This is a genomic window from Parasphingomonas caseinilytica, from assembly GCF_036663755.1.
Taxonomy (GTDB): domain Bacteria; phylum Pseudomonadota; class Alphaproteobacteria; order Sphingomonadales; family Sphingomonadaceae; genus Sphingomonas.
On the sequence record NZ_JAXOJL010000001.1, the window covers coordinates 1,008,877 to 1,029,410 of the forward strand.

The 20,534-nt window shown below is 65.0% G+C and carries 21 protein-coding genes; 11 read left to right on the forward strand and 10 right to left on the reverse strand.

What is annotated here, in order from left to right:
• Window positions 1–18 precede the first annotated feature (18 nt).
• Both U1738_RS04870 and U1738_RS04875 read left to right on the forward strand, forming a co-directional pair.
• The gene (locus tag U1738_RS04870; RefSeq protein WP_332787880.1) at window positions 19–1,581 is read left to right on the forward strand and encodes a glycosyltransferase family 39 protein; all 1,563 of its coding nucleotides are present in this window, start codon (window positions 19–21) and stop codon (window positions 1,579–1,581) included.
• Between the two features lie 47 nt (window positions 1,582–1,628).
• Window positions 1,629–3,167, forward strand: coding sequence for a TadA family conjugal transfer-associated ATPase (locus tag U1738_RS04875; protein ID WP_332787881.1), 1,539 nt, complete (start codon window positions 1,629–1,631; stop codon window positions 3,165–3,167).
• A 53-nt stretch (window positions 3,168–3,220) separates the two neighbouring features.
• Here U1738_RS04875 and U1738_RS04880 read toward each other — a convergent pair whose 3' ends face one another.
• Together U1738_RS04880 and U1738_RS04885 are read right to left on the reverse strand one after the other, a co-directional pair.
• Window positions 3,221–3,556 carry a DNA primase gene (locus tag U1738_RS04880; RefSeq protein WP_332788224.1) on the reverse strand — a complete coding sequence of 112 codons (336 nt, stop codon included), beginning with the start codon at window positions 3,554–3,556 and terminating at the stop codon, window positions 3,221–3,223.
• A gap of 100 nt (window positions 3,557–3,656) precedes the next feature.
• The gene (locus tag U1738_RS04885; protein ID WP_332787882.1) at window positions 3,657–4,913 is read right to left on the reverse strand and encodes a multidrug effflux MFS transporter; all 1,257 of its coding nucleotides are present in this window, start codon (window positions 4,911–4,913) and stop codon (window positions 3,657–3,659) included.
• 121 nt (window positions 4,914–5,034) lie between these two features.
• On the opposite strand from U1738_RS04885, the gene U1738_RS04890 reads away from it, so the two are divergent.
• The 4 genes from U1738_RS04890 to U1738_RS04905 all read left to right on the forward strand — a co-directional run bounded on the left by U1738_RS04890 (window position 5,035) and on the right by U1738_RS04905 (window position 8,673).
• Window positions 5,035–5,403, forward strand: a complete 369-nt coding sequence (locus U1738_RS04890; protein WP_332787883.1) for a DUF3597 domain-containing protein — start codon at window positions 5,035–5,037, stop codon at window positions 5,401–5,403.
• A gap of 64 nt (window positions 5,404–5,467) precedes the next feature.
• Complete coding sequence (locus tag U1738_RS04895; protein ID WP_332787884.1) at window positions 5,468–5,983, forward strand: hypothetical protein; 516 nt, start codon at window positions 5,468–5,470, stop codon at window positions 5,981–5,983.
• A 226-nt stretch (window positions 5,984–6,209) separates the two neighbouring features.
• The gene (locus U1738_RS04900; RefSeq protein ID WP_332787885.1) at window positions 6,210–7,163 is read left to right on the forward strand and encodes an isopenicillin N synthase family dioxygenase; all 954 of its coding nucleotides are present in this window, start codon (window positions 6,210–6,212) and stop codon (window positions 7,161–7,163) included.
• Between the two features lie 217 nt (window positions 7,164–7,380).
• Complete coding sequence (locus U1738_RS04905; RefSeq protein WP_332787886.1) at window positions 7,381–8,673, forward strand: homoserine dehydrogenase; 1,293 nt, start codon at window positions 7,381–7,383, stop codon at window positions 8,671–8,673.
• Here the strand turns inward: U1738_RS04905 and U1738_RS04910 are convergent.
• Genes U1738_RS04910 through U1738_RS04920 form a run of 3 tightly spaced genes read right to left on the reverse strand, consistent with a single transcriptional unit; the run spans window position 8,665 to window position 10,571 of the window.
• Window positions 8,665–9,129, reverse strand: a complete 465-nt coding sequence (locus U1738_RS04910; protein WP_332787887.1) for a hypothetical protein — start codon at window positions 9,127–9,129, stop codon at window positions 8,665–8,667. The genes U1738_RS04905 and U1738_RS04910 overlap by 9 nt on opposite strands.
• A gap of 12 nt (window positions 9,130–9,141) precedes the next feature.
• Window positions 9,142–9,579, reverse strand: coding sequence for a CoA-binding protein (locus U1738_RS04915; protein WP_332787888.1), 438 nt, complete (start codon window positions 9,577–9,579; stop codon window positions 9,142–9,144).
• A gap of 38 nt (window positions 9,580–9,617) precedes the next feature.
• Complete coding sequence (locus U1738_RS04920; RefSeq protein WP_332787889.1) at window positions 9,618–10,571, reverse strand: Mrp/NBP35 family ATP-binding protein; 954 nt, start codon at window positions 10,569–10,571, stop codon at window positions 9,618–9,620.
• Between the two features lie 71 nt (window positions 10,572–10,642).
• On the opposite strand from U1738_RS04920, the gene hflK reads away from it, so the two are divergent.
• The 5 genes from hflK (at window position 10,643) to U1738_RS04945 (ending at window position 16,572) form a co-directional block, all read left to right on the forward strand.
• Entirely contained in the window at window positions 10,643–11,788 is a 1,146-nt protein-coding gene (gene hflK / locus U1738_RS04925; protein WP_332787890.1) for a protease modulator HflK, read from the forward strand.
• Window positions 11,785–12,660, forward strand: coding sequence for a protease modulator HflC (gene hflC / locus U1738_RS04930; protein ID WP_332787891.1), 876 nt, complete (start codon window positions 11,785–11,787; stop codon window positions 12,658–12,660). Before hflK ends, hflC begins: the two co-directional genes overlap by 4 nt.
• 100 nt (window positions 12,661–12,760) lie before the next feature.
• The gene (locus U1738_RS04935; RefSeq protein WP_332787892.1) at window positions 12,761–14,302 is read left to right on the forward strand and encodes a trypsin-like peptidase domain-containing protein; all 1,542 of its coding nucleotides are present in this window, start codon (window positions 12,761–12,763) and stop codon (window positions 14,300–14,302) included.
• A gap of 118 nt (window positions 14,303–14,420) precedes the next feature.
• Window positions 14,421–16,085: a helicase HerA-like domain-containing protein gene (locus U1738_RS04940; protein WP_332787893.1), complete on the forward strand. Its 1,665-nt coding sequence runs from the start codon at window positions 14,421–14,423 to the stop codon at window positions 16,083–16,085.
• Between the two features lie 19 nt (window positions 16,086–16,104).
• Window positions 16,105–16,572, forward strand: a complete 468-nt coding sequence (locus U1738_RS04945; protein ID WP_332787894.1) for a vgr related protein — start codon at window positions 16,105–16,107, stop codon at window positions 16,570–16,572.
• Between the two features lie 377 nt (window positions 16,573–16,949).
• Here the strand turns inward: U1738_RS04945 and U1738_RS04950 are convergent, their stop codons facing one another.
• Genes U1738_RS04950 through hrcA form a run of 5 tightly spaced genes read right to left on the reverse strand, consistent with a single transcriptional unit; the run spans window position 16,950 to window position 20,498 of the window.
• A complete protein-coding gene (locus U1738_RS04950) occupies window positions 16,950–18,176 on the reverse strand; it encodes a threonine synthase (RefSeq protein WP_332787895.1) in 1,227 nt (408 codons plus the stop codon).
• Entirely contained in the window at window positions 18,170–18,346 is a 177-nt protein-coding gene (locus U1738_RS04955; protein ID WP_332787896.1) for a hypothetical protein, read from the reverse strand. The genes U1738_RS04950 and U1738_RS04955 overlap by 7 nt, the downstream gene beginning before the upstream one ends.
• Window positions 18,303–18,863, reverse strand: coding sequence for a hypothetical protein (locus U1738_RS04960; protein ID WP_332787897.1), 561 nt, complete (start codon window positions 18,861–18,863; stop codon window positions 18,303–18,305). Before U1738_RS04960 ends, U1738_RS04955 begins: the two co-directional genes overlap by 44 nt.
• 22 nt (window positions 18,864–18,885) lie before the next feature.
• Window positions 18,886–19,434 carry a nucleotide exchange factor GrpE gene (locus tag U1738_RS04965; RefSeq protein ID WP_332787898.1) on the reverse strand — a complete coding sequence of 183 codons (549 nt, stop codon included), beginning with the start codon at window positions 19,432–19,434 and terminating at the stop codon, window positions 18,886–18,888.
• 20 nt (window positions 19,435–19,454) lie between these two features.
• Window positions 19,455–20,498 (reverse strand): heat-inducible transcriptional repressor HrcA, encoded by a 1,044-nt coding sequence (hrcA, locus tag U1738_RS04970; protein WP_332787899.1) that lies wholly within the window; start codon window positions 20,496–20,498, stop codon window positions 19,455–19,457.
• Between the last annotated feature and the right edge of the window lie 36 nt (window positions 20,499–20,534).

Genomic DNA, 20,534 nt, shown 5'->3' on the forward strand with positions numbered 1-20,534 from the left:
CCCGTCACTGTCGGGGCCATGACAGTGCAGACCTTCGACTGGACGGCCGACACGCACATGCCCCTGCGCGCGCGCACATCCGTGCGCCGCGAATGGTTGGCCATCTTCGCCTTCCTGCTGGCCATCGCCTTCGCACTACGCGGGTGGGAGTTCGGCAATCCGATCAAGGGCCTGGACGAGCAATATTATCTGCTTGTCGGCGACCGGATCTGGGCCGGGGCGATCCCCTATGTCGATCTGTGGGACCGCAAGCCGTTCGGGCTGTTTGCCCTGTTCGCCGGCATTCGCCTGCTCCGCGGTACCGGCATCGTGCAGGCGCAGATCGTCGCGACGCTGTTCGCCACCGTCACCGCGCTGATCGTGACGCACATCGCGCGTCGATCCACGGCGCGGACGCCTGCGATCCTCGGCGGCGTCACCTACCTGATCGGCCTGCACGTGCTGTGGGGCGGCAACACGCAGACGCCGGTATTCTACAATATGTTCATCGCCGGGGCGGCCTGGATTTTGCTCGACACCGCGCCCGGGCTCGACCGGCGCGGCGACCTGCCCCGCGCGCTGGGGGCGATGCTGCTCGCCGGGCTGGCCATACAGATCAAGACCAACGCCGTGTTCGAGGGCGGTTTTCTTGGCGCCTGGGCATTGTGGCGGATGCACCGCGCCGGCACACCCCTACCCCGCCTCGTCCGCACCGCCGCCCTGCTCGCGCTCGCAGGCCTGCTGCCGACGTTGGCAGTGATGGCGGGCTATGTCGCGATCGGTCATTTCCCCGAATGGTGGTTCGCCAACGCGCAATCGCAATTGCTCAAGCATGGCACCAGCGGTCCGGCGTGGCTGCGCCTGCGCGAGACGATCGCCCTGTCTGCGCCGATCGTATTGATCGTGCTGATCGGCCTGTGGCGCATGACCGACCGGTTCCGCAGCTGGACGCAGCACGCTGCTTTCCTTGCCGGTTGGGCCACGATCTGTGTCGTGGATGCGCTGGCGATCGGCGGTTATTGGGCGCATTACATGTTGCCGTTGGTCGTGCCGGCGGCGATCCTGTCCGCAAGCGCCTTCGCCACCTCGCGCTATGGCCTGTTGGGGTTCGCGATCTTCGCTGCCTATCCCGTCACCGACGCCACGTTGCTGGACCATATCGCAGCGAGCGATGAGCGGACCCACGTCGCCGCCACGCTCACCGCGATCCCCGACGATGTCATGCGCGAATGCATGTTCGTCTATCAAGGGCCGGTCATCTATTATCATCTGAAGCATGCATGCACCGTGACACGCTTCGCCTTTTCCGATCACCTGCGCTCCGCCGCCGAAGCCGATGCACTGGGCGAGGATGCGGCCACCGCCTTGCGCGCAGCACTCGCCCGGCGTCCCGGGGTGATCCTCGATATCGAGCATTCGACCTGGGAGGAACCGAACCGCCGCAACGATGCGATCCTGCGTGCCGAACTCCGGCGCAATTATATTCCGATCGCACGCCTGCCGCAGGACCATCGTCTCAGCGGCACGGAATGGCTGATTGTCTGGCGGCGCAGCGATCTGGCCGCGCAGGACAGGAGACGGATTTTGGTTAGGCAATTGTAAAACCTTCCGCCTTATCGCTGTGATACGAGTATGAGGGACAGTAAGGCATGAGCGCATTTGGGCGTCGCCCCGGCACACCGGGATCGGGCAACAGGCCCGCGTTCGGCGTAGCGCGGCCGATGCAGGGCGGCGGCATGGCACGCCCCGCCGACAGCGAACCCGGCGGCGAACAGTTTCCGCCACTGCCGATGCCCGGCGAATCCACGGACGGGCCGCCCGCAGCACCGGCTTCCAGCCAGAACGGCGCGAACCACGAAGCCCTTCAGCGCCTCGCCGATCGTCAGGCGACCTCCGGCGACGCCGGCAATTCCAAGGTCGAGGGTTTCGAAAGCTCGATCCACAAGATCAAGGAACAGGTCCTCCCGCGCCTGCTCGAACGCGTCGATCCCGAGGCCGCCGCCACGCTGGACAAGGACGAACTGGCCGAGGAATTCCGCCCGATCATCGGCGAGGTGCTCGCCGAACTGAAGCTGACGCTCAACCGCCGCGAACAGTTTGCGCTGGAAAAGGTGTTGGTCGACGAACTGCTCGGGCTTGGCCCGTTGGAGGAATTGCTCGCCGATCCGACGATCACCGACATCATGGTCAACGGGCCGGACCAGACCTATGTCGAGCGCAAGGGCCAGCTGGTCCTCGCGCCGATCCAGTTCCGCGACGAGGAACATCTGTTCCAAATCGCGCAGCGCATCTGCAACTCGGTCGGCCGCCGCGTCGATCAGACCACGCCGCTGGCCGACGCCCGCTTGAAGGACGGTAGTCGCGTCAACGTGATCGTGCCACCGCTCAGCTTGCGCGGCACCGCGATCTCGATTCGTAAATTCTCCGACAAGCCGATCACGCTCGACATGATGGCCGGGTTCGGATCGATGAGCCCCAAGATGGCCACCGCGCTGAAGATCGCCGGGGCCAGCCGCTTCAACGTCGTCATTTCGGGCGGTACGGGTTCGGGCAAGACGACGATGCTCAACGCATTGTCGAAGATGATCGACCCGGGCGAGCGTGTGCTGACGATCGAGGACGCGGCTGAACTCCGCCTGCAACAGCCGCACTGGCTGCCGCTGGAAACGCGCCCGGCGAACCTCGAAGGCCAAGGCGAGATCAGCATCCGCGATCTCGTGAAGAACGCGCTGCGTATGCGCCCGGATCGCATCATCCTCGGCGAAATTCGCGGGTCCGAGTGTTTCGACATGCTCGCGGCGATGAACACCGGTCATGACGGTTCGATGTGCACCCTCCACGCCAACTCCCCGCGCGAGGCGCTCGCCCGTATGGAGAACATGGTGATGATGTCGGACATCAAGGTGCCGAAGGAAGCCATTTCGCGCCAGATCGCCGACTCGGTCGAACTGATCATCCAGGTGAAGCGCCTGCGCGACGGCTCGCGCCGTGTGACCAACGTCACCGAGGTGATCGGCATGGAAGGTCCGGTGATCGTCACGCAGGAATTGTTCAAGTTCGAGTATCTGGACGAGGGCGCGGACGGCAAGATCATCGGCGAATACCGCTCGATGGGGCTGCGGCCCTACACGCTGGAAAAGGCGCGACAGTTCGGGTTCGATCAGGCGTTTCTCGAGGCATGCCTGTAGAGAATAGCATCCCGTCACCCCCGCGAAGGCGGGGATGACGGGAAGGCTAAACCTTAAGGCCGCAACGCAGCGTCGTCGCGATCCTTTATCTCCTCGTCGTCGACGGCGCCGTCCTCGAAATCTTCCTGCAGATCGTCCTCGTCGTCGTCATCCTCGTCGGTGACGTCTTCGTCGTCATCCTCGCCGACCTCGTCGCTCGACATTTCGAGGTCGTCCTCGTCGCCATCCTCGTCGTCGCCGATATCGGGCGTCAGGTCGGTCAGGATCGTGCCGTCGGTCGGGCCGTCGCGCGTGACCTCGAGGATTTCGGCGCGCTGGCTTTCGTCATAGCCGTCTTCATCGAAACCGTCGTCGCCGGTGCCTTCGCCGGGAATCTGATAGCCGCCCATCGTCATGTCGCATCTCCAGGCCCCGCTGGAGCGCGGGGGCTATGGCGATACGAACACCGAGCGAGGCGCGGCGGTCCCGTAGGGCTGCGACGAACGCCGCCTAGACCGGACGAAACAGCCGGCCGCGTTCGACGATCGCGATGATCAGGAGCGCGACCACGCCGCCCGCCAGGAACCCGATATGCAGCGGAATGGTCGTGCCATCGAACGCGCGGCCGATCAGCGCCCCCGCCAGCGCGCCGCCGATCGTCGTCACCAGCCCCTGCACGCTGGAGGCGGTGCCGGCGATATGCCCGACCTTATCCATCGCCATCGCCGAGAAGTTCGATGCGGCCAGGCCGAAGCTGGCCATGGTGATCGCCTGCAGCGCGACGAACAGCCACAGAGTCTCGATGCCGGACAGCGTCAGCACGAGGCTGGTCGAGGAGGCGAGGATCAGCATCACAAGCGCGCTCTGCGATATCCGCCGCATGCCGACCCGCATCACGATCTGCGAGTTGAGCAGGTTCGCCACCGCCATCAGCCCCGCCGAGGCAGCAAAGGCGATGCCGAGTAGGCCGGGGCGATGGAACACCTTGTCCATGATCGGCTGGATCGAGCCTAGATACCCGAACAACGCGCCCTGCAACGCAGTCGTCGCCAGCGTGTAACCGAGCGAATGCCGATCGCTGACCGTGATGCGCCAGTTGCGCGTCAGCACCGGCAAAGACAGCGGCGCGCGGTCGGCCGCCGCCAGCGTTTCGGGCATGCGCAGCGCGAACCATGCCAGTACGATCATGGCCACGGCGGCGATCACCCCGAAGATCAGCCGCCAGTTGCCGAGCAGCAGCACGAGCTGGCCGAAGCTGGGCGCGAGCACCGGCACGATCATGAAGGTCATGAACGCCAGGCTGCTGACCCGCGCCATCGCTCGGCCGGAGTAGCAATCCCGCACCAGGGCAACCGCGACCACCCGGGTGGTCGCGATCATCGCGCCACCGGCAAGGCGCGCGAGCAGCAGGAACGTGAAGCTCTGCGAGAGCGCCGCCAGTGCGTTGAACAGGACATAGCCGCACAAGGCGACGATCAGCACCGGACGCCGGCCATAGCGATCGGCGAGCGGCCCATGGACGATCTGCGCCAGGCCGAAACCGATCATGAAGAAGGTGATCACCAGCGGAAAATCGCCGGGATCGCTTACGCCGAGGCTGAGGCCGATCGCGGGGAGCGCCGGCAGCATCGAATCGATCCCGAGCGCGGCCAACGCCATCAACGCGGCGACCAAAGCGACAAACTCGACGAAGTGCAGCGGCGCGCCTTGCGGAACGTCGGAAGCAAGTGCCGGGTCCGGCGCGAATTCGGAGGACGGAGCAGACATGCCGCGCTCTTCGCAGATGCAGCATCAAAGGTCATCCCCGAAGTCCACCACATCAACGCTGTCATGGAACGGACTTCGCGCGCAGGTATTGTTGCGGTGACATAACCAAGGGAGAAAAACGATGAGCGTATTCGGCGCAATCAAGGACGCGATCTTCGGCAAGGACGAAACGCCCGCGGCATCTGCTTCTCCTCCGCCCGCTGCCGCACCGGAGGCAGCCGCGCCACCGCCGCCTCCGGCCCCTGCCGCCAGGCCAGCGCCCACCGCGGAGGCGATCTACGCCGTGCTGGACGATCGCGCCAAGGCGCGCGGCGAAGACCTCAATTACAAGACGTCGATCGTCGATCTGATGAAGGCGCTCGGCCAGGATTCGAGCCTGGAGAACCGCAAGAAGCTGGCCGGCGAACTCGGCTATACCGGCGACACCAACGACAGCGCGACGATGAACATCTGGCTGCACGAAAAGACGATGGAGCGTCTTCTGCGCTGATCATTGACTGGGATCATGGCGGGGCTTAGTGTGTTGGACATATACAACACTACGGAGACCCGCCATGATCCGCAAACTCGCCCTCGTCCTGATCGCCGCCGCCCCGCTGGCCGCGTGTGACAGCAATAAGGAGGGCACGTCGATCTCGATCAACACTACCGATGCGGACGGCAATATGATCGCGGGCGTGGACGGCAAGACCGGTCAGGTCTCGCTCGACGTCCCCGGCTTCTCGGGCAAGATCAAGCTGCCCAAGATCAAGCTCGACGCCGATAATTTCGAGATGAACGGCGTGCACCTCTATCCCGGATCGACGATCGGCGGGATGAACATCGACGCGAAAGACGGAGCCGGCAGCGACAAGGATAGCGGCACCGTGAAGGTCAGCTTCACCAGCCCCGCGACGCCCGATACGGTGCGCGACTGGTTCCTCGAAAAGCTCAACGACGGTGCCAAGTTCAACGTGAAGGCCAGCGGCAGCGGCCTGACCGGGACAACCGATGAGGGCAAGCCGTTCAAGCTGGATTTGATCCCGGACGGAGCGACGAAGTCGAAGGGCACGATCGTCCTGGGGAGCTGACGACGAAATTGCCCGACAAAGTTTAGCCTGTTCCCTGGCGAAGGCCGGAGCCCAGTCGGTAAACAGAAGTAATCGGGCGCTGCGCTTCGTAACCTCCACCATCTCGACTGGACCCCGGCCTTCGCCGGGGAACAACGCAGATAGTATTCGCAGCAAGCTACCCTGTTCGGATCGATGACGACGCGATATGCTGCGCGCCATCATACCGAAACGGAACACGTAAACGATGCTCGATACCCCCGCCGCTCAAGTTCCCGCTTTGTCGCTGAACGACGAGGCCGCCGATCCCGTCGCGTTCGCCGCCGCGCTCGGCGGATCGTTCGAACGCTTCGGCTTCGCGGTCGTGTCCGATCACGGCATTCCCGACGATCTGATCGAACGCGCCTGGGCCGAAACCAAGAAATTGTTCGAGCTGCCCGACGACGAGAAGCGCGGCTATCACACGCCGGGCGGCGGCGGCGCGCGCGGCTATACGCCGTTCAAGACCGAGATCGCCAAGGGTGCGAGCGCAGTCGATCTCAAGGAATTCTGGCATGTCGGGCGCGAACTGCCGGAGAGCCACCGCTACGCCGCACAGATGGCACCCAACGTCTGGCCGTCGCGGCCCGAGGGGTTCAAGCCGGTGTTCCTCGAACTGTTCGAGGCGTTTGATCGCGCGGGCGATCGCTTGCTCTCGGCGATCGCGCGTCACCTGAAGCTGGACCCCAACTGGTTCGATCCCGCCGTCGGGGACGGCAACAGCGTGCTGCGGCTGCTGCATTATCCTCCGATTCCCGCCGATGCGGAAGGCGTACGCGCCGGCGCGCATGAGGATATCAACCTGATCACACTGCTGCTCGGCGCCGAGGAAGCCGGTCTCGAACTGCTCGGCAGCGACGGCAAATGGCTGGCGATCAAGCCGCCGGAGGGCGCGATGGTCGTCAATGTCGGCGATATGCTGCAACGGCTGACCAACAACGTCCTGCCCTCGACGACGCATCGCGTGGTCAATCCGCCGCCCGAACGCCGCGGCCATTCGCGCTATTCGATGCCGTTCTTCCTGCACCCCGCGCCGGATTTCCTGATCGAAACGCTGCCGGGCTGCATCACGCCGGGCAATCCGAACCGCTACCCCGAGCCGATCACCGCGCACGATTATCTGTTCGAGCGGCTGGTCGAGATCGGGCTAGTGAAGAAATGAAGCTTCTTGAGCCCCTCCCCTTCAGGGGAGGGGTTGGGGTGGGGCCGTGCCGCAGAAACTGGCGCTGGTCTCTTCGAGACGGGACTGCCCCACCCCCAACCCCTCCCCTGAAGGGGAGGGGCTAAGAAGTCGTTTCGTCCCCTCCCCGTTCCGGGGAGGATTTGCGTTGCGCTCGACGATCTGTTGACGCTAGGCGCGCCCTCGAAGGGGCTGACCAATGACCAAACCTTTACGCATCGCGCTCGCCGGGCTCGGCACCGTTGGCGGCGGCGTCATCCGCCTGCTCGACGCGAACGCCGCCTTGATCGCGCGCCGCGCCGGCCGGCCGATCGAGATCGTCGCGGTCTCCGCACGCGACCGGGCGAAGGATCGCGGCGTCGATCTCTCGCGCTTCGAATGGGTCGACGACACCACCGCCCTCGCCGCGCACCCTGACGCGGATGTCGTGGTCGAACTGGTCGGCGGCTCCGATGGACCGGCGCTTACGCTCGCCCGCGCCACGTTAAAGGCCGGCAAGGGCTTCGTCACCGCCAACAAGGCGATGATCGCGCATCACGGTCTGGAACTGGCGCGCGCCGCCGAACAGGCGCAAGCCGCGCTGAAGTTCGAGGCGGCGGTGGCCGGCGGCATTCCGGTCATCAAGGGCCTGCGCGAAGGCGCGGCCGCAAACGAGATCGCGCGCGTTTACGGCATCCTCAACGGCACCTGCAATTTCATCCTGTCGAAGATGGAGGCAGAAGGCCGCGACTTCGCCGAGGTGCTGAGCGAAGCACAGGCTTTGGGCTATGCCGAGGCCGACCCGACCTTCGACATCGACGGCGTCGATGCCGCACACAAACTGTCGATCCTCTCCAGCATCGCGTTCGGCACGCAGCCCGCGTTCGGCGGCGTGGTCGCCAACGGCATCCGCCACGTCATCGCCGCCGACATCGCCGAGGCGGCGGCGCTCGGCTACCGCATCCGCCTGATCGGCATCGCCGAAGATGGCCCGAACGGCCTGTTCCAGCGCGTGCATCCGCATCTGGTGCCGATCAGCCACCCGCTCGCGCACGTCACCGGCGCGACCAACGCCGTCGTGGCTGAGGGCAATTTCGTCGGCCGCCTGCTGTTCCAGGGCGCGGGCGCAGGCGACGGCCCGACCGCCTCGGCGGTCGTCGCCGACCTGATCGACATCGCGCGCGGCGAATACGGCCCGGCCTTCGCGATGCCCGCGGATTCGCTCGCCGAACACACGCCCGCCGACACCGGCGAACGCCGCGCGCGCGCTTATGTGCGCTTCACCGTAGCCGACAAGGTCGGCGTGCTGGCCGAGATCGCGGCGGCGATGCGCGATGCCGGCGTGTCGATCGAAAGCCTGATCCAGCGTGGCTCCGGCGGCGAGGACGGTAGCGTGCTGGTCGCGATCGTGACGCATGAGGGGCCGGAGCGCAGCGTGGCGCAGGCGCTGGAAAAACTGCGCGGCTCGCAGAGCCTGCTCGGCCAGCCGATATGGATGCATATCCTAGGGTAGGATGACGCTCGGCGGCGGTGGTTCGTCGAGCAGGATCGGCTCCCGCCCGGTCTTGTCCGGCTTCTTCGCAAAGGCACGCTTGGCAAGATCGACCGCGCCGGCGATAATCGGCATGATCGGCGGGCCGAACCCGACCTGACAGCCGCCCAGCCGGGTCGCGCAGGGCGACGCCTCCGCATCGAGCGCGCCGCTCGCCCGCATCTCCGGGTTCGACGGCTTCGGTCCCTTCGGGATCACTTCGTTGGGATAGGGCAACTTCTGCGACGGCAACGGTTGCGCGCAGACGACGATATTCTGATCGTTCTTCTCCTCCGCGGCATCGGCCCGGCGGCAGGGTTCGTTGGCGATCGGCTCCAGGATCGACCACGAATTGGCCGCCGGCTTGCTCGATACGGTGGCGGGGTCGGCCTGGGCCAGAAGAAGGGCGAGCAGCATGCCGTCCAAGATGCTCGTCAAAGGTGGCGAGATTCAGGCCGCCGCTTCGACCTTCGCCACGCCCAGACGCGGGATATCGATTGCCGGGCAACGATCCATCACCACCTGCAACCCCGCCGCCTCGGCCCGCGCGGCGGCCTCCGCATCGATCACGCCCAATTGCATCCACACCGCCTTCGCGCCGATCGCGATCGCCTGATCGACCGCTTCGCCGGCGGCGGCGGAATTGCGGAAGATGTCCACGATGTCGATCGGGTCACCGAGCTGCGCCAGTTCGCGGAACACGAACTCGCCATGGATATGTTCGCCGGTGATCTGCGGGTTGATCGGGATCACGCGGTAGCCATGATCCTGCAACGTCTTCATCACGCGGTTGGACGGCCGATCGGGGCGATCGGACGCGCCGATGAGGGCGATCGTTTTTGCCCCCTCCAAAAGCGCCTTGATGTCTGCATCGCTGGTGATCGGCATTGAAAATCTCCGTCCGGGTTGACGAACGGAGCTGGGACTTAGCCCAACCAGTCGTTCACCTTGGCCGCCACATCCCTGAACGCGGTCGCCTCCACCCCGTTCCCCGCCACCGGCGGCGTGCCCGCATCGGAAGCAGTGCGAATCGCGATGTCCAGCGGGATGCGCCCCAGGAACGCGATGCCCAACGCCGCTGCGGCCGCCTCCGCCCCGCCCCGCCCGAACGGATCGGAGACCTCGCCGCAATGCGGGCAAGCGTAACCGGCCATGTTCTCGACCAGCCCGATGATCGGCACCCCGGCCTTGACGAAGAAATCGATCGCCCGTTTCGCATCGATCAGCGACAAATCCTGCGGCGTCGACACAATCACCGCGCCGGCGGGCTTGTGCTTCTGCACCATCGTCAATTGCACGTCGCCGGTGCCGGGCGGCAGATCGACAACCAGCAGATCCTGATTGCTCCAGTTCGCATCCAGCATCTGGCCCAGCGCGCCCGCCGCCATCGGCCCGCGCCACGCCACCGCCTGATCGGCGGCGACCAGCATGCCCATCGACAGCATCGGCACGCCGTATGGAGTGGAAACCGGCTGCAACTGCTTGTCGTGCGCGGTCGGCTTGCTGCCCTCCACGCCCATCAGCTTGGGCTGCGACGGCCCATAGATATCGGCATCGACCAGCCCGACCCGCCGCCCCATCGCATGCAACGCCAACGCGAGATTGGTCGAGACGGTGGATTTGCCCACCCCGCCCTTCCCGCTCGCCACCGCCACGATCCGCCGCGTGGTGCGCTGGCTCGTCTGCGCCACGCGCACGGTCGCGATGCCCGGAACCGAGAGCGCGGCGGTCCGCACATCGGCCTCCAGTGCCTCGCGCTCCGGCTCGTCCAGACCCGTCACGTCGAGGATGATGCTGGCGCGACCGTCCTCCAGCCGGGCCGTCGCGCGCGTGCCTGCGACCCGCTCCAGCGCGCCGTCCAATGTAATATTATGTGCCATTGCCGCGCAGATAGGACCGATCAGGGCGCTTGCCACTGTTTTTCGTAAACCCTCGCCCCTATAAAGACGGAATGACGATCCTCTCCGGCTGGCTCCAGCGCTTCAATATCCATTTCTCCGATGCGCCGAAAAGCCCCTGGGGTGCCGGTAGTGGTGGGGGTAACGGCAACAATAACGGCAATGACGGCGGCGGGCCACGCAATCCCTGGGCGGTGCCGCCGGGCGGTGCTCGCGGCAACAAGCCCACCGCGCTGGACGAATTCCTGCGCCGGGCGCGCGGCACTGGTGGCGGCGGCGGTGGTGGCGGAAGCTTCCCCGGGCTGCCCGGATCGCCCGGCGCGCGCAACCTATGGCTGATCGGCGTCGGTCTGATCTTCGTCGCCTGGATTTTGCTGACCAGCATCTGGCAGATCGGCCCGCAGCAACGCGGCGTCGTCACCATGCTGGGGCGCTATTCGGGTACGCTGGAACCGGGCATCCGCGTCACCCTGCCCGCGCCGTTCGCCAACGTCTTCAAGGTCGATGTGCAGAACATCCAGACCGACGATTTCCCGAGCGGCTCCGGCGGTGAGAACCTCGTCCTGACGGCCGACCAGAACATCATCGATCTGGCCTATTCGGTGCGGTGGGATATTTCCAACCCGCAGGATTACGTCTTCCAGATCGCCAATCCGAAGGACACCGTGCGGGCCACCGCGGAGAGCGCGATGCGCGCGGTTATCGCCACGACCCCGCTGGATGATGCGATCGGTTCAGGTCGAGGTGTCGTCGAGACGCGGGTGCAGCAACTGATGCAGGAAGTGCTCGACAGCTATAATTCCGGCGTGCGCATTCGCGGCGTGGCGATCCGCCAGTCGCAGGCACCGAATGCCGTGATCGACGACTTCAAGGCCGTCTCCGCCGCGCAGCAGGCCGCGCAGAGCAACATCAACCTTGCGCGTGGTTACGCCCAGCAGACCCTGGCCTTCGCGCAGGGCGAGGCGACGTCATTCGACAAGGTCTACGAGCAGTATCGCCTGGCGCCCGACGTGACGCGGCGCCGCATGTATTACGAGACGATGGAGGCCGTGCTGGCCAAGAGCGACAAGACGATCATCGAAGCGCCAGGCGTCGTGCCATACCTTCCGCTGCCGGGTTCCGCCCGCAGCTTGCCTGAGGCGGCGCCCGCGGCCCCGGCCAAGCCGACACCCGCCCCCGCGACGGGAGGCGGCCAATGAACCTCATATTGCGCAACCCGGTCGTCGCCGGCATCGTCGCCCTGCTCGTGCTGATCGTCCTCGCCAGCACGATCAGCATCGTACCAGAAACCAAGCAGGTCGTTATCCTGCGGTTCGAACAGCCTTACGGAACGGTCAATCGCTGGCAACCGAACCAGCCGTTCGGCCGCACCGGTGCCGGCCCGATTCTTCGCCTGCCGTTCGCCGACCGGCTGGTTTGGGTCGACAAGCGCGTGCTCGATGTCGAACTGGAGAACACGCAGGTGCTCTCCACCGATCAGTTGCGCCTGTCGGTCGATGCGTTCGCCCGCTTCCGGGTGGTCGATCCGCTCAAGGCGGTCGTCTCGACCGGCAGCACCAGCGACACCGAACAGCGGATCATCGCCAACCTCAGCCCGCTGCTCGGCTCCGCCTTGCGCAACGAACTCGGCAAGCGCCCGTTCGCCGCCTTGCTCAGCCCGGAACGCGGACAGGTGATGGATAATATCCAGGCGGGCCTTCAGCGTCAGGCGAGCCAGTACGGCGTGCAGATCGTCGACGTGCGCATCAAGCGCGCCGATCTGCCGGACGGCAGCCCGCTGGACAGCGCGCTGCAACGCATGCGCACCGCCCGTCAGCAGGAATCGGCGACGATCACCGCGCGAGGCCAGCAACAGGCGCAGATCATCCGCGCCGAAGCGGATGCCGGTGCGGCGAAGATCTATGCCGAAGCGTTCAACAAGGATGCGGACTTCTACGATTTCTACCGCGCGATGCAGTCGTACCGCTATACTTTCGGCGCTAACAACGACGGCAAGCCACGCGGCAATACGTCTTTGGTCTTGTCGCCGAACAACGCATATTTGCGCGAATTCCAGGGTCGCGGGAAATAAGGGCGGGATACTTTCAGCCCATTCATATTCAATCGCCGTTCAGCAACGAGACCGCAAAATCGGCGCGTTGCTTTCCGGCCATCGAGAGGAAATACCCCACGTGCGTTATGCTTACGCCATCACCGGTGCCCTGCTGCTGAGCGGCACCGCCGCGACCATGATCTACCAGCCCTCGGCTTCCGCGCAGGTCGCGCAGAACGAACCCGGCGCGATCCAGGCCGCAGCACCCAAGCCCGGCGCACCGATGAGCTTCGCCGATATGGTCGCCAAGCTGCAGCCGGCCGTGGTCAACATCTCGACCACGCAGAAGATCACGCAACAGGCCCAGCCCAACCCCTTCCAGGGCACCCCGCTTGGCGACCTGTTCGGCCAGATGAACGGCGGCGGGCAGAATGGACCGGTGACGCGTGAGGCGCAGTCGCTCGGTTCGGGCTTCATCATCTCGCCCGACGGTTACGTCGTGACCAACAACCACGTCATCGCGCCGGGCGCGAAGGGCGCGACGGTCGAATCGATCAAGGTGATAATGATCGACCGCAAGGAATATACTGCCAAGCTGATCGGCCGCGATCCCGCCTCCGATCTGGCGCTGCTCAAGATCGACGCGACCAACCTGCCCTTCGTGAAGTTCGGCGACACGCCGACCGCGCGCGTCGGCGATTGGGTGCTGGCGATCGGCAACCCCTTCGGCCTGGGTTCGACCGTAACCGCCGGCATCGTCTCCGCGCTGCACCGCGCGACCGGCCAGCCCGGCGCCTATGATCGCTTCATCCAGACCGACGCCTCGATCAACCAGGGCAATTCGGGCGGCCCGATGTTCGATCTCAACGGCAACGTGATCGGCATCAACTCGCAGATCATCTCGCCGACCGGCGGCAGCGTCGGCATCGGCTTCGCGATTCCCGCCGAGGACGCCAAGCCGGTGATCGACACGCTGCGCAAGGGCGTGGCAGTGAAGCGCGGCTATCTCGGCATCGGCATCCAGCCGATGAGCGAGGATATCGCCAGCGCATTGGGCCTGCCCAAGGATCGTGGCGAGATCGTCTCGCGCGTCGAGCCTGGCGAAGGCGCGGCCAAGGCCGGCCTGAAGCAGGGCGATGTCGTCGTCCGCGTCGGCGGAAAGGACGTCACGCCGGACCAGACGCTGAGCTATCTCGTCGCCAACACGGCACCGGGCAGCAGCACGAAGCTCGATGTCATCCGTGACGGCAAGCCGCTCGCGCTCAGCGCGACGATCGGCACGCGCCCGACCGAAGATCAGCTTGCCGCGCTCAACGGCGGCGGCGATGACGATGACGGCCTGCCCGGTACCGACGATCAGCAGAACGGCCAGGTCGCCGGTGCCAATGCGCTCGGCGTGCAGGTCGTGCCGCTGACGCCCGCCATCGCACGCAACCTGGGTCTCGATACTACGGTGCAGGGCGTGGTGATCGCCACGGTCGATCCGTCGAGCGATGCCGCGACCAAGGGCCTGAAGCGCGGCGACGTGATCGTCTCGGTCAACCGCGTACCGACCCGCACCGCCGCCGACGTCGCCACCGCGATCGGTGCGGCGAAGGCAGCCGGTCGCGATCAGGTGCTGATCTTCCTGCAACGCCCGCGCGGCGCGAGCGGCTTCCTGGCGATCAAGATCAAAAAGTAAGCGCGACAATATCGCAATCCTTCCGATCCTCCCCGGCCGTCATAAGCCGGGGAGGATTTTCTTTGTCCCCACCCGCCAAAAACGCGATAAGCTTCCCCGAACCATACCGGGAGCGATCATGGCGGACGGACCTATCTTCATCGGCAGCGGCCCCGGCGGCGTAAACCCGCAGAACCTCGAACTGAAGCGCGCCAACCGCCACGGCCTGATCGCGGGCGCGACCGGCACCGGCAAGACCGTGACGTTGCAAGGCATCATTGAGGGCTTTTCCGAACGCGGCGTGCCCTGCTTCGTCGCCGACGTTAAGGGCGATCTCTCCGGCCTCGCCATGGCCGGATCGCCGACCGCCAAGACCCACCCGATCTTCGCCGCCCGCGCCGCCGAAATCGGCGAGACCGACTGGTCGTACAGCGACAATCCGGTGCAATTCTGGGATCTCTACGGCGAACAGGGCCACCCGATCCGCACCACCGTCAGCGAGATGGGGCCACTGCTCCTCTCGCGCCTGCTCGACCTGAACGAAGTGCAGGAAGGCGTGCTCAACATCGCCTTCCACGTCGCCGACAAGGACGGACTGCTGATCCTCGACCTTGACGATCTTCAGTCGATGCTGGTCCATTGCGGCGAGCGCGCCGATGAACTCACCACCACCTACGGCAACGTATCGAAAGCCAGCCTCGGCACGATCCAGCGCTCGCTGCTGCAATTGCGCAGCCAGGGCGGCGATCATTTCTTCGGCGAACCCGCGCTCGACATGGACGATTTCATCGGCGTCGATGACAAAGGCCGTGGCATCGTCAACATCCTCGCCGCCGACAAGTTGATGGCCAGCCCGAAGCTCTATTCCACCTTCCTGCTGTGGCTGATGAGCGAATTGTTCGAACACCTCCCCGAGGTCGGCGATCCCGATAAGCCGAAACTCTGCTTCTTCTTCGACGAAGCGCATCTGCTGTTCGATGAGGCTCCCAAGGCCTTGCTCGACAAGATCGAACAGGTCGTCCGCCTGATCCGCTCCAAGGGCGTCGGCATCTATTTCATCACGCAGAACCCGATCGATATCCCCGACACCGTCGCAGGCCAGCTCGGCAATCGCGTGCAGCATGCCCTGCGTGCCTTCACCCCGCGCGATCAGGCGGCGGTCAAATCCGCCGCGACCACCTTCCGCGCTAATCCGGATGTCGATGTCGCCACCGCGATCACCGAACTGAAGGTCGGCGAGGCGTTGGTATCGTTGCTCCTGCCCGACGGGTCGCCCTCACCCGTCGAACGCACGCTGATCAAGCCCCCCCGGTCGCGCGTAGGCCCAGTCACACCGGTCGAACGTGGCGTGCTGATCCAGACCGATCCGATCGGCACCAAATACGACACGCTGGTGAACCGCGAATCCGCCGAGGAAATCCTGACGGCCAAGGGAAACGAGGCCGCCGCCGCCGCCGCCGAAGCCAAGGCCAAGACCGAAGCCGACAAGGCCGCCGCGCTGCAGGCCAAGGCCGACGCGGTTGCCGCCAAGGAAGCCGAACGCCAGCGCATCGCAGCGCAGCGCGAAGCCGATCGTCAGGCGAAACTGACCGAGCAGCAACAGAAAGCCGCCGAACGCGAGGCCGCCAACAGCCCGTGGAATCGCGCGATCACCTCCGCCACCCGCAGCGCGTCGTCCGCGGTGGGCCGCAGCGTCGCCAATGAAGTGTCGAAGGCGGTGTTCGGATCCTCGCGCGGCGCAGCGTCCGGCGTCGTCGGCGGGCTGGTGCGCGGCATACTGGGTGGCCTGTTCAAGGGGCGGTGACGCACGCCTCGGCCACCCCATGACCGATGCTCGCCCCCTAAGCCCCGGCGAAACCGATCTCGCCCGCTCGATCTTCGGCGGCGCGATCGATTATGCCCCCGTACGCATCGTCCGCCGGAAATGGGCGTTCTTCCAGCCGCGCGAAACCGTGATGGCGCCCACTGGCAACATCCATTTCCACCCGGACGGCTCGCTCTACCGCGACGATTTCGCCGCTGCCCACCCGGTCGATCAGGGCCTGTTCCTGCACGAGATGACGCACATCTGGCAGCATCAGAAAGGCATCGTCCTGCCGCTGAAACGCCACCCCTTCTGCCGCTACGATTACGCGATCAAGCCGGGCCAGCCGCTCCATCGTTACGGGCTGGAGCAACAGGCCGAAATCGTCCGCCACACCTTCCTGCTACGCTGCGGCTGCAACGTCCCCGGTGCCCCGCATCTGGCGCAATACGAGACGATACTGCCTTTTGTTCAAAATGGACGATAAATTACCTTTGGCCCCTTACATAACTCCTGAACATGATCATATTGCCAAATGAAGCCGTGAACGAGGAGCTATGACCATGAAGATTCTAGCTATCGCTATGCTGGGTGTCCTTGCCGCACAGGCAGCAACGGCCCAGACTTTCCCTGATCGGGGCGGCGCTGCGCGGTCTGCAATGATTTCGCGTGGCGAATATTCCAGCAAGTTTGGACTGGGCAGTCCTCGATCCGGATCATCGGAACAGGAAGATCGCGCCTGTCTGCGAGAGAAAGCCAGCAAGAGAACCTTCTGTTACACACGAGAGCAATGGCAAGCGATCGCTTTGCGGATCGACCAAGGACAACCTTGGCGCCCGTGAAATGACGATCGACCTGACGGCGCTATAGCGCCGCCAGGTCGATCTGCGCATGCCGGTCGACCTTCGCGTCCGCCGCCGGCATCGGGTATTTCAGCCCCGTCGCGCAGTTGAACAGCACCGCGCTCTCATCCTCGTCCACCCAGCCCAACCGCAACGCCTCGCGATAGGCCGCCAGCGTCGCGCCGCCTTCGGGGCAGAGCAGCAACCCATCTTTCTTCGCCGCATCGTCCACCGCCTGCAGGATCGCGGGATCGCCCACGGCCATCGCCTTGCCGCCGCTTTCGCGCACCGCGCGCAGGATCAGGAAATCGCCCACCGCCTTGGGCACGCGGATCCCCGCCGCCACCGTCGCCGCATCCTCCCAGCGTTCGGCATGTTCGACGCCTTCGTCGAACGCCCGCACGATCGGCGCGCACCCGCTCGCCTGCACCGCATACATGCGCGGTCGCGCCGGCCCGATCCAGCCGAGCTTCTCCAGTTCGTCGAATGCCTTCCACATTCCGATCAGGCCGGTCCCGCCGCCGGTCGGATAGAAAATAGCTTTTGGTAACAACCATTTGAACTGGGCGGCCAGTTCCAACCCCATCGTCTTCTTGCCCTCGATCCGGTATGGTTCCTTCAGGGTCGAAAAGTCGAACCACAGCCCTTGTGCGGCACCTTTGGCAACTATCGCGCCGCAATCGTCGATCAGCCCGTTCACACGGTACACCCGCGCGCCCTGCACCGCGATCTCGCGCACGTTGATCTCGGGCGTATCGTCCGGGCAGAACACGATCGTCTCGATCCCGCAACGCGTCGCATAGGCCGCCAGCGCCGCGCCGGCATTGCCGTTGGTCGGCATCGCGATCTTCGTGACCCCCAACGCCTTGGCCATCGCCACCGCCATCACCAGGCCCCGCGCCTTGAAGCTGCCGGTCGGCAAGCGCCCCTCGTCCTTGACCAGCACGTTCGGGCCGCCGGAACGCGTCAGCGGGATCAGCGGCGTCTCGATCTCGCCCAGGCTGACGATGTCGCTGGTCCGCCGCACCGGCAACAATTCCCGCCACCGCCACAAATCCGTCTCGCGGGCCTCTAGCATCGCCTTGGGGAGGAACGCCTTGATCGCGGGCAGATCGTAGCGAACAAGCAGCGGCCGCCCGGCCTTGGACAGCCCATGCAACTGGTCCGCCTCATAACGCTCGCCGGTCAGTGAACATTCGAGATGCGTAACGAACGTCGGACGATCGACGGTGATGTTCGCGTTCACCATGTGCCGCCCGCTTCTTCGATCGCCTTCAACAACGCACGCTTGCTCTCGGTCCGGCGGTTGCCCGAATTGCGCGGCATGTCCGGGCTTCCAGCAGCAACGCGCCGCCGTTCTATTTCCGCGACGAACTCATCCAGCGGAATCGGTTTCGAGGTGTTGAATGCCAAAGTCACCGGCGGTCTCTTCCCTAATGCGCCTTTCCAGATAGGCGGTGTCCATATCCCTGTGAAGCGCAGCAAGCACCTGCGCCTGCGCCAACATCTCCGGCGCGGAGCCGGACGCGTACTGCCCCATGCGATCGGCGATCATATCTTCGATCGACAGGATCGATGCCGTACCATCATCCCCGAGATCGAGTTGGATCACACGCTCTCGATCGGCCAACCCGTCGAGAAGCGTCGAGGAAACCACCTCGAAGCCAAGTTGGAAATCGGGATGCATCCATCCCCGTGTCGCCTTGCCCGAACCGCTCGGTCGCACGAAGCCGAGTTGTATCAATGCTCTTTCGAATTCCTGCTGGCGGGCTGTCGCAATATCGAAATCGCCGGTCGCGATGAGATTGTTGGAATATAATTCGACTGCCGCACCGCCGACGAGAACCGGCGCGCTGAATCCCTGCTCGATCAATTGACGGCTGGCCCGACCGAAAAAGCGTAATGCTTTCTCGAAGTCGGGCCGAAGTGCTTTCAAAAGAAGACTTTCCCGCCGAGCATCAACCCGCCTTCGCCACACCCACCAGCGCCGGCCGCAACAGGCGGTCCTTGATCATATACCCCGCCTGCATTTCCTGCACGACAGTGCCGGGCTTCTCGTCGCTCGGCAGTTCGAACATCGCCTGGTGGCGGTTGGGGTCCAGCGTTTCGCCCATCACGGTCATCTTGGTGATGCCGTGGCGCGAGAACACCGAGTCCAGTTCGCGCCCGGTCGCCTCCAGCCCGGCGACCAGACCCTTCATCTTCTCGTCCACACGCAGTTCCGCCGAGATCGCATCCAGCCCGCGCGCTAGATTGTCGGCCACCGACAACAGGTCGCGCGCGAACGCGGTTGCTGCATAGGCGCGGGCGTCCTGCGCTTCCTTCTCGGCGCGGCGGCGGATGTTCTGCGCCTCGGCATGGGCATAGAGCAACGCCGCCTTGGATTCGGCCAGTTGCGCCTCGAGCTCCTTGACCCGGTCCTGTCCGGCCACCTCCGGTGCGGCCTCGGCGGTTTCCTCGCGCAGGTCGATTGCGTCTGCGATGTTCTTGATATCGTCGTCGTTCATGTCGTTCTCTGTAATCCCATTCAACCCATGAGCCGCGCAAGCGTGGCTGCCGTAAAATCCACCATGGGCACGACGCGGGCATAGTTCAACCGCGTCGGCCCGATCACGCCGACCACACCGATCACGCGACCGTCCAGTCCGCGGAACGGTTTGGCGATCACCGACGATCCCGAAAGCGAGAACAATTTGTTCTCCGCACCGATGAAGATGCGTGTCGAATCCCCCGCGCTCGCACTGTCGAGCAGCCCGGCAATCTCCTGCTTGCCCTCCAGATCGTCGAGCAATTCGGTGATGCGCTGCAACTGCACCGCGTCCGCCGCGTCGATCAGTCGCCCCTGCCCGCGCACGATCAGCACCGGGCGGCGATCGCCATCCTCGCTCCACACCGCCAGGCCGCGTTCGATCAGCGTCCGCGCCGCATCGTCCAGCATCGCGCGTTCGTCGAGGATCTCACGCTCCAGCCGTCCCCGTGCCTCGTCCAATGTCAGGCCGGAGAGCATCGCGGTCATGTAATTGCCCGCCTGCACCAAAGCGGACGGATCGACTCCGCCGGGCAGGTCGATCACGCGATTCTCCACCGCGCCCTCTTCGCTGACCAGCACGGCCAGGGCCTTGTCGTGCGACAGCGGCACGAAGCTCATCTGCCGCAGCACCAGCTCGCGCTTCGGCACCATCACCAGCCCGGCGCATGCGGAAAGACCGGATAGTGCCAAAGTTGTCGCCGCCAGCGCCGCCTCGACCGGCCCCGGTTGACTGACGCGCGATTCGATCGCCGATCGTTCCTCCGCGCTCGGCTCCAGCGCCTGCATCATGCCATCGACGAACAGCCTGAGGCCGGATTCGGTCGGCAGCCGACCCGCGCTGGTATGCGGGCTGGCGATCAGGCCCAGTTCCTCCAAATCCTGCATGACGTTGCGGATCGATGCCGGCGACAGATTCAGGCCGGACAATTGCGCGATCGTCCGCGATCCCGTCGGCGATCCGGTATTGAGATAGCTTTCCACCACCACGCGGAAAACGTCGCGCGCGCGGTCGTTCAGGTCGCTGATCGGTGGAGCCATCATGCACCTGATATGGGGGACTTCACCGTTCTGCTCAAC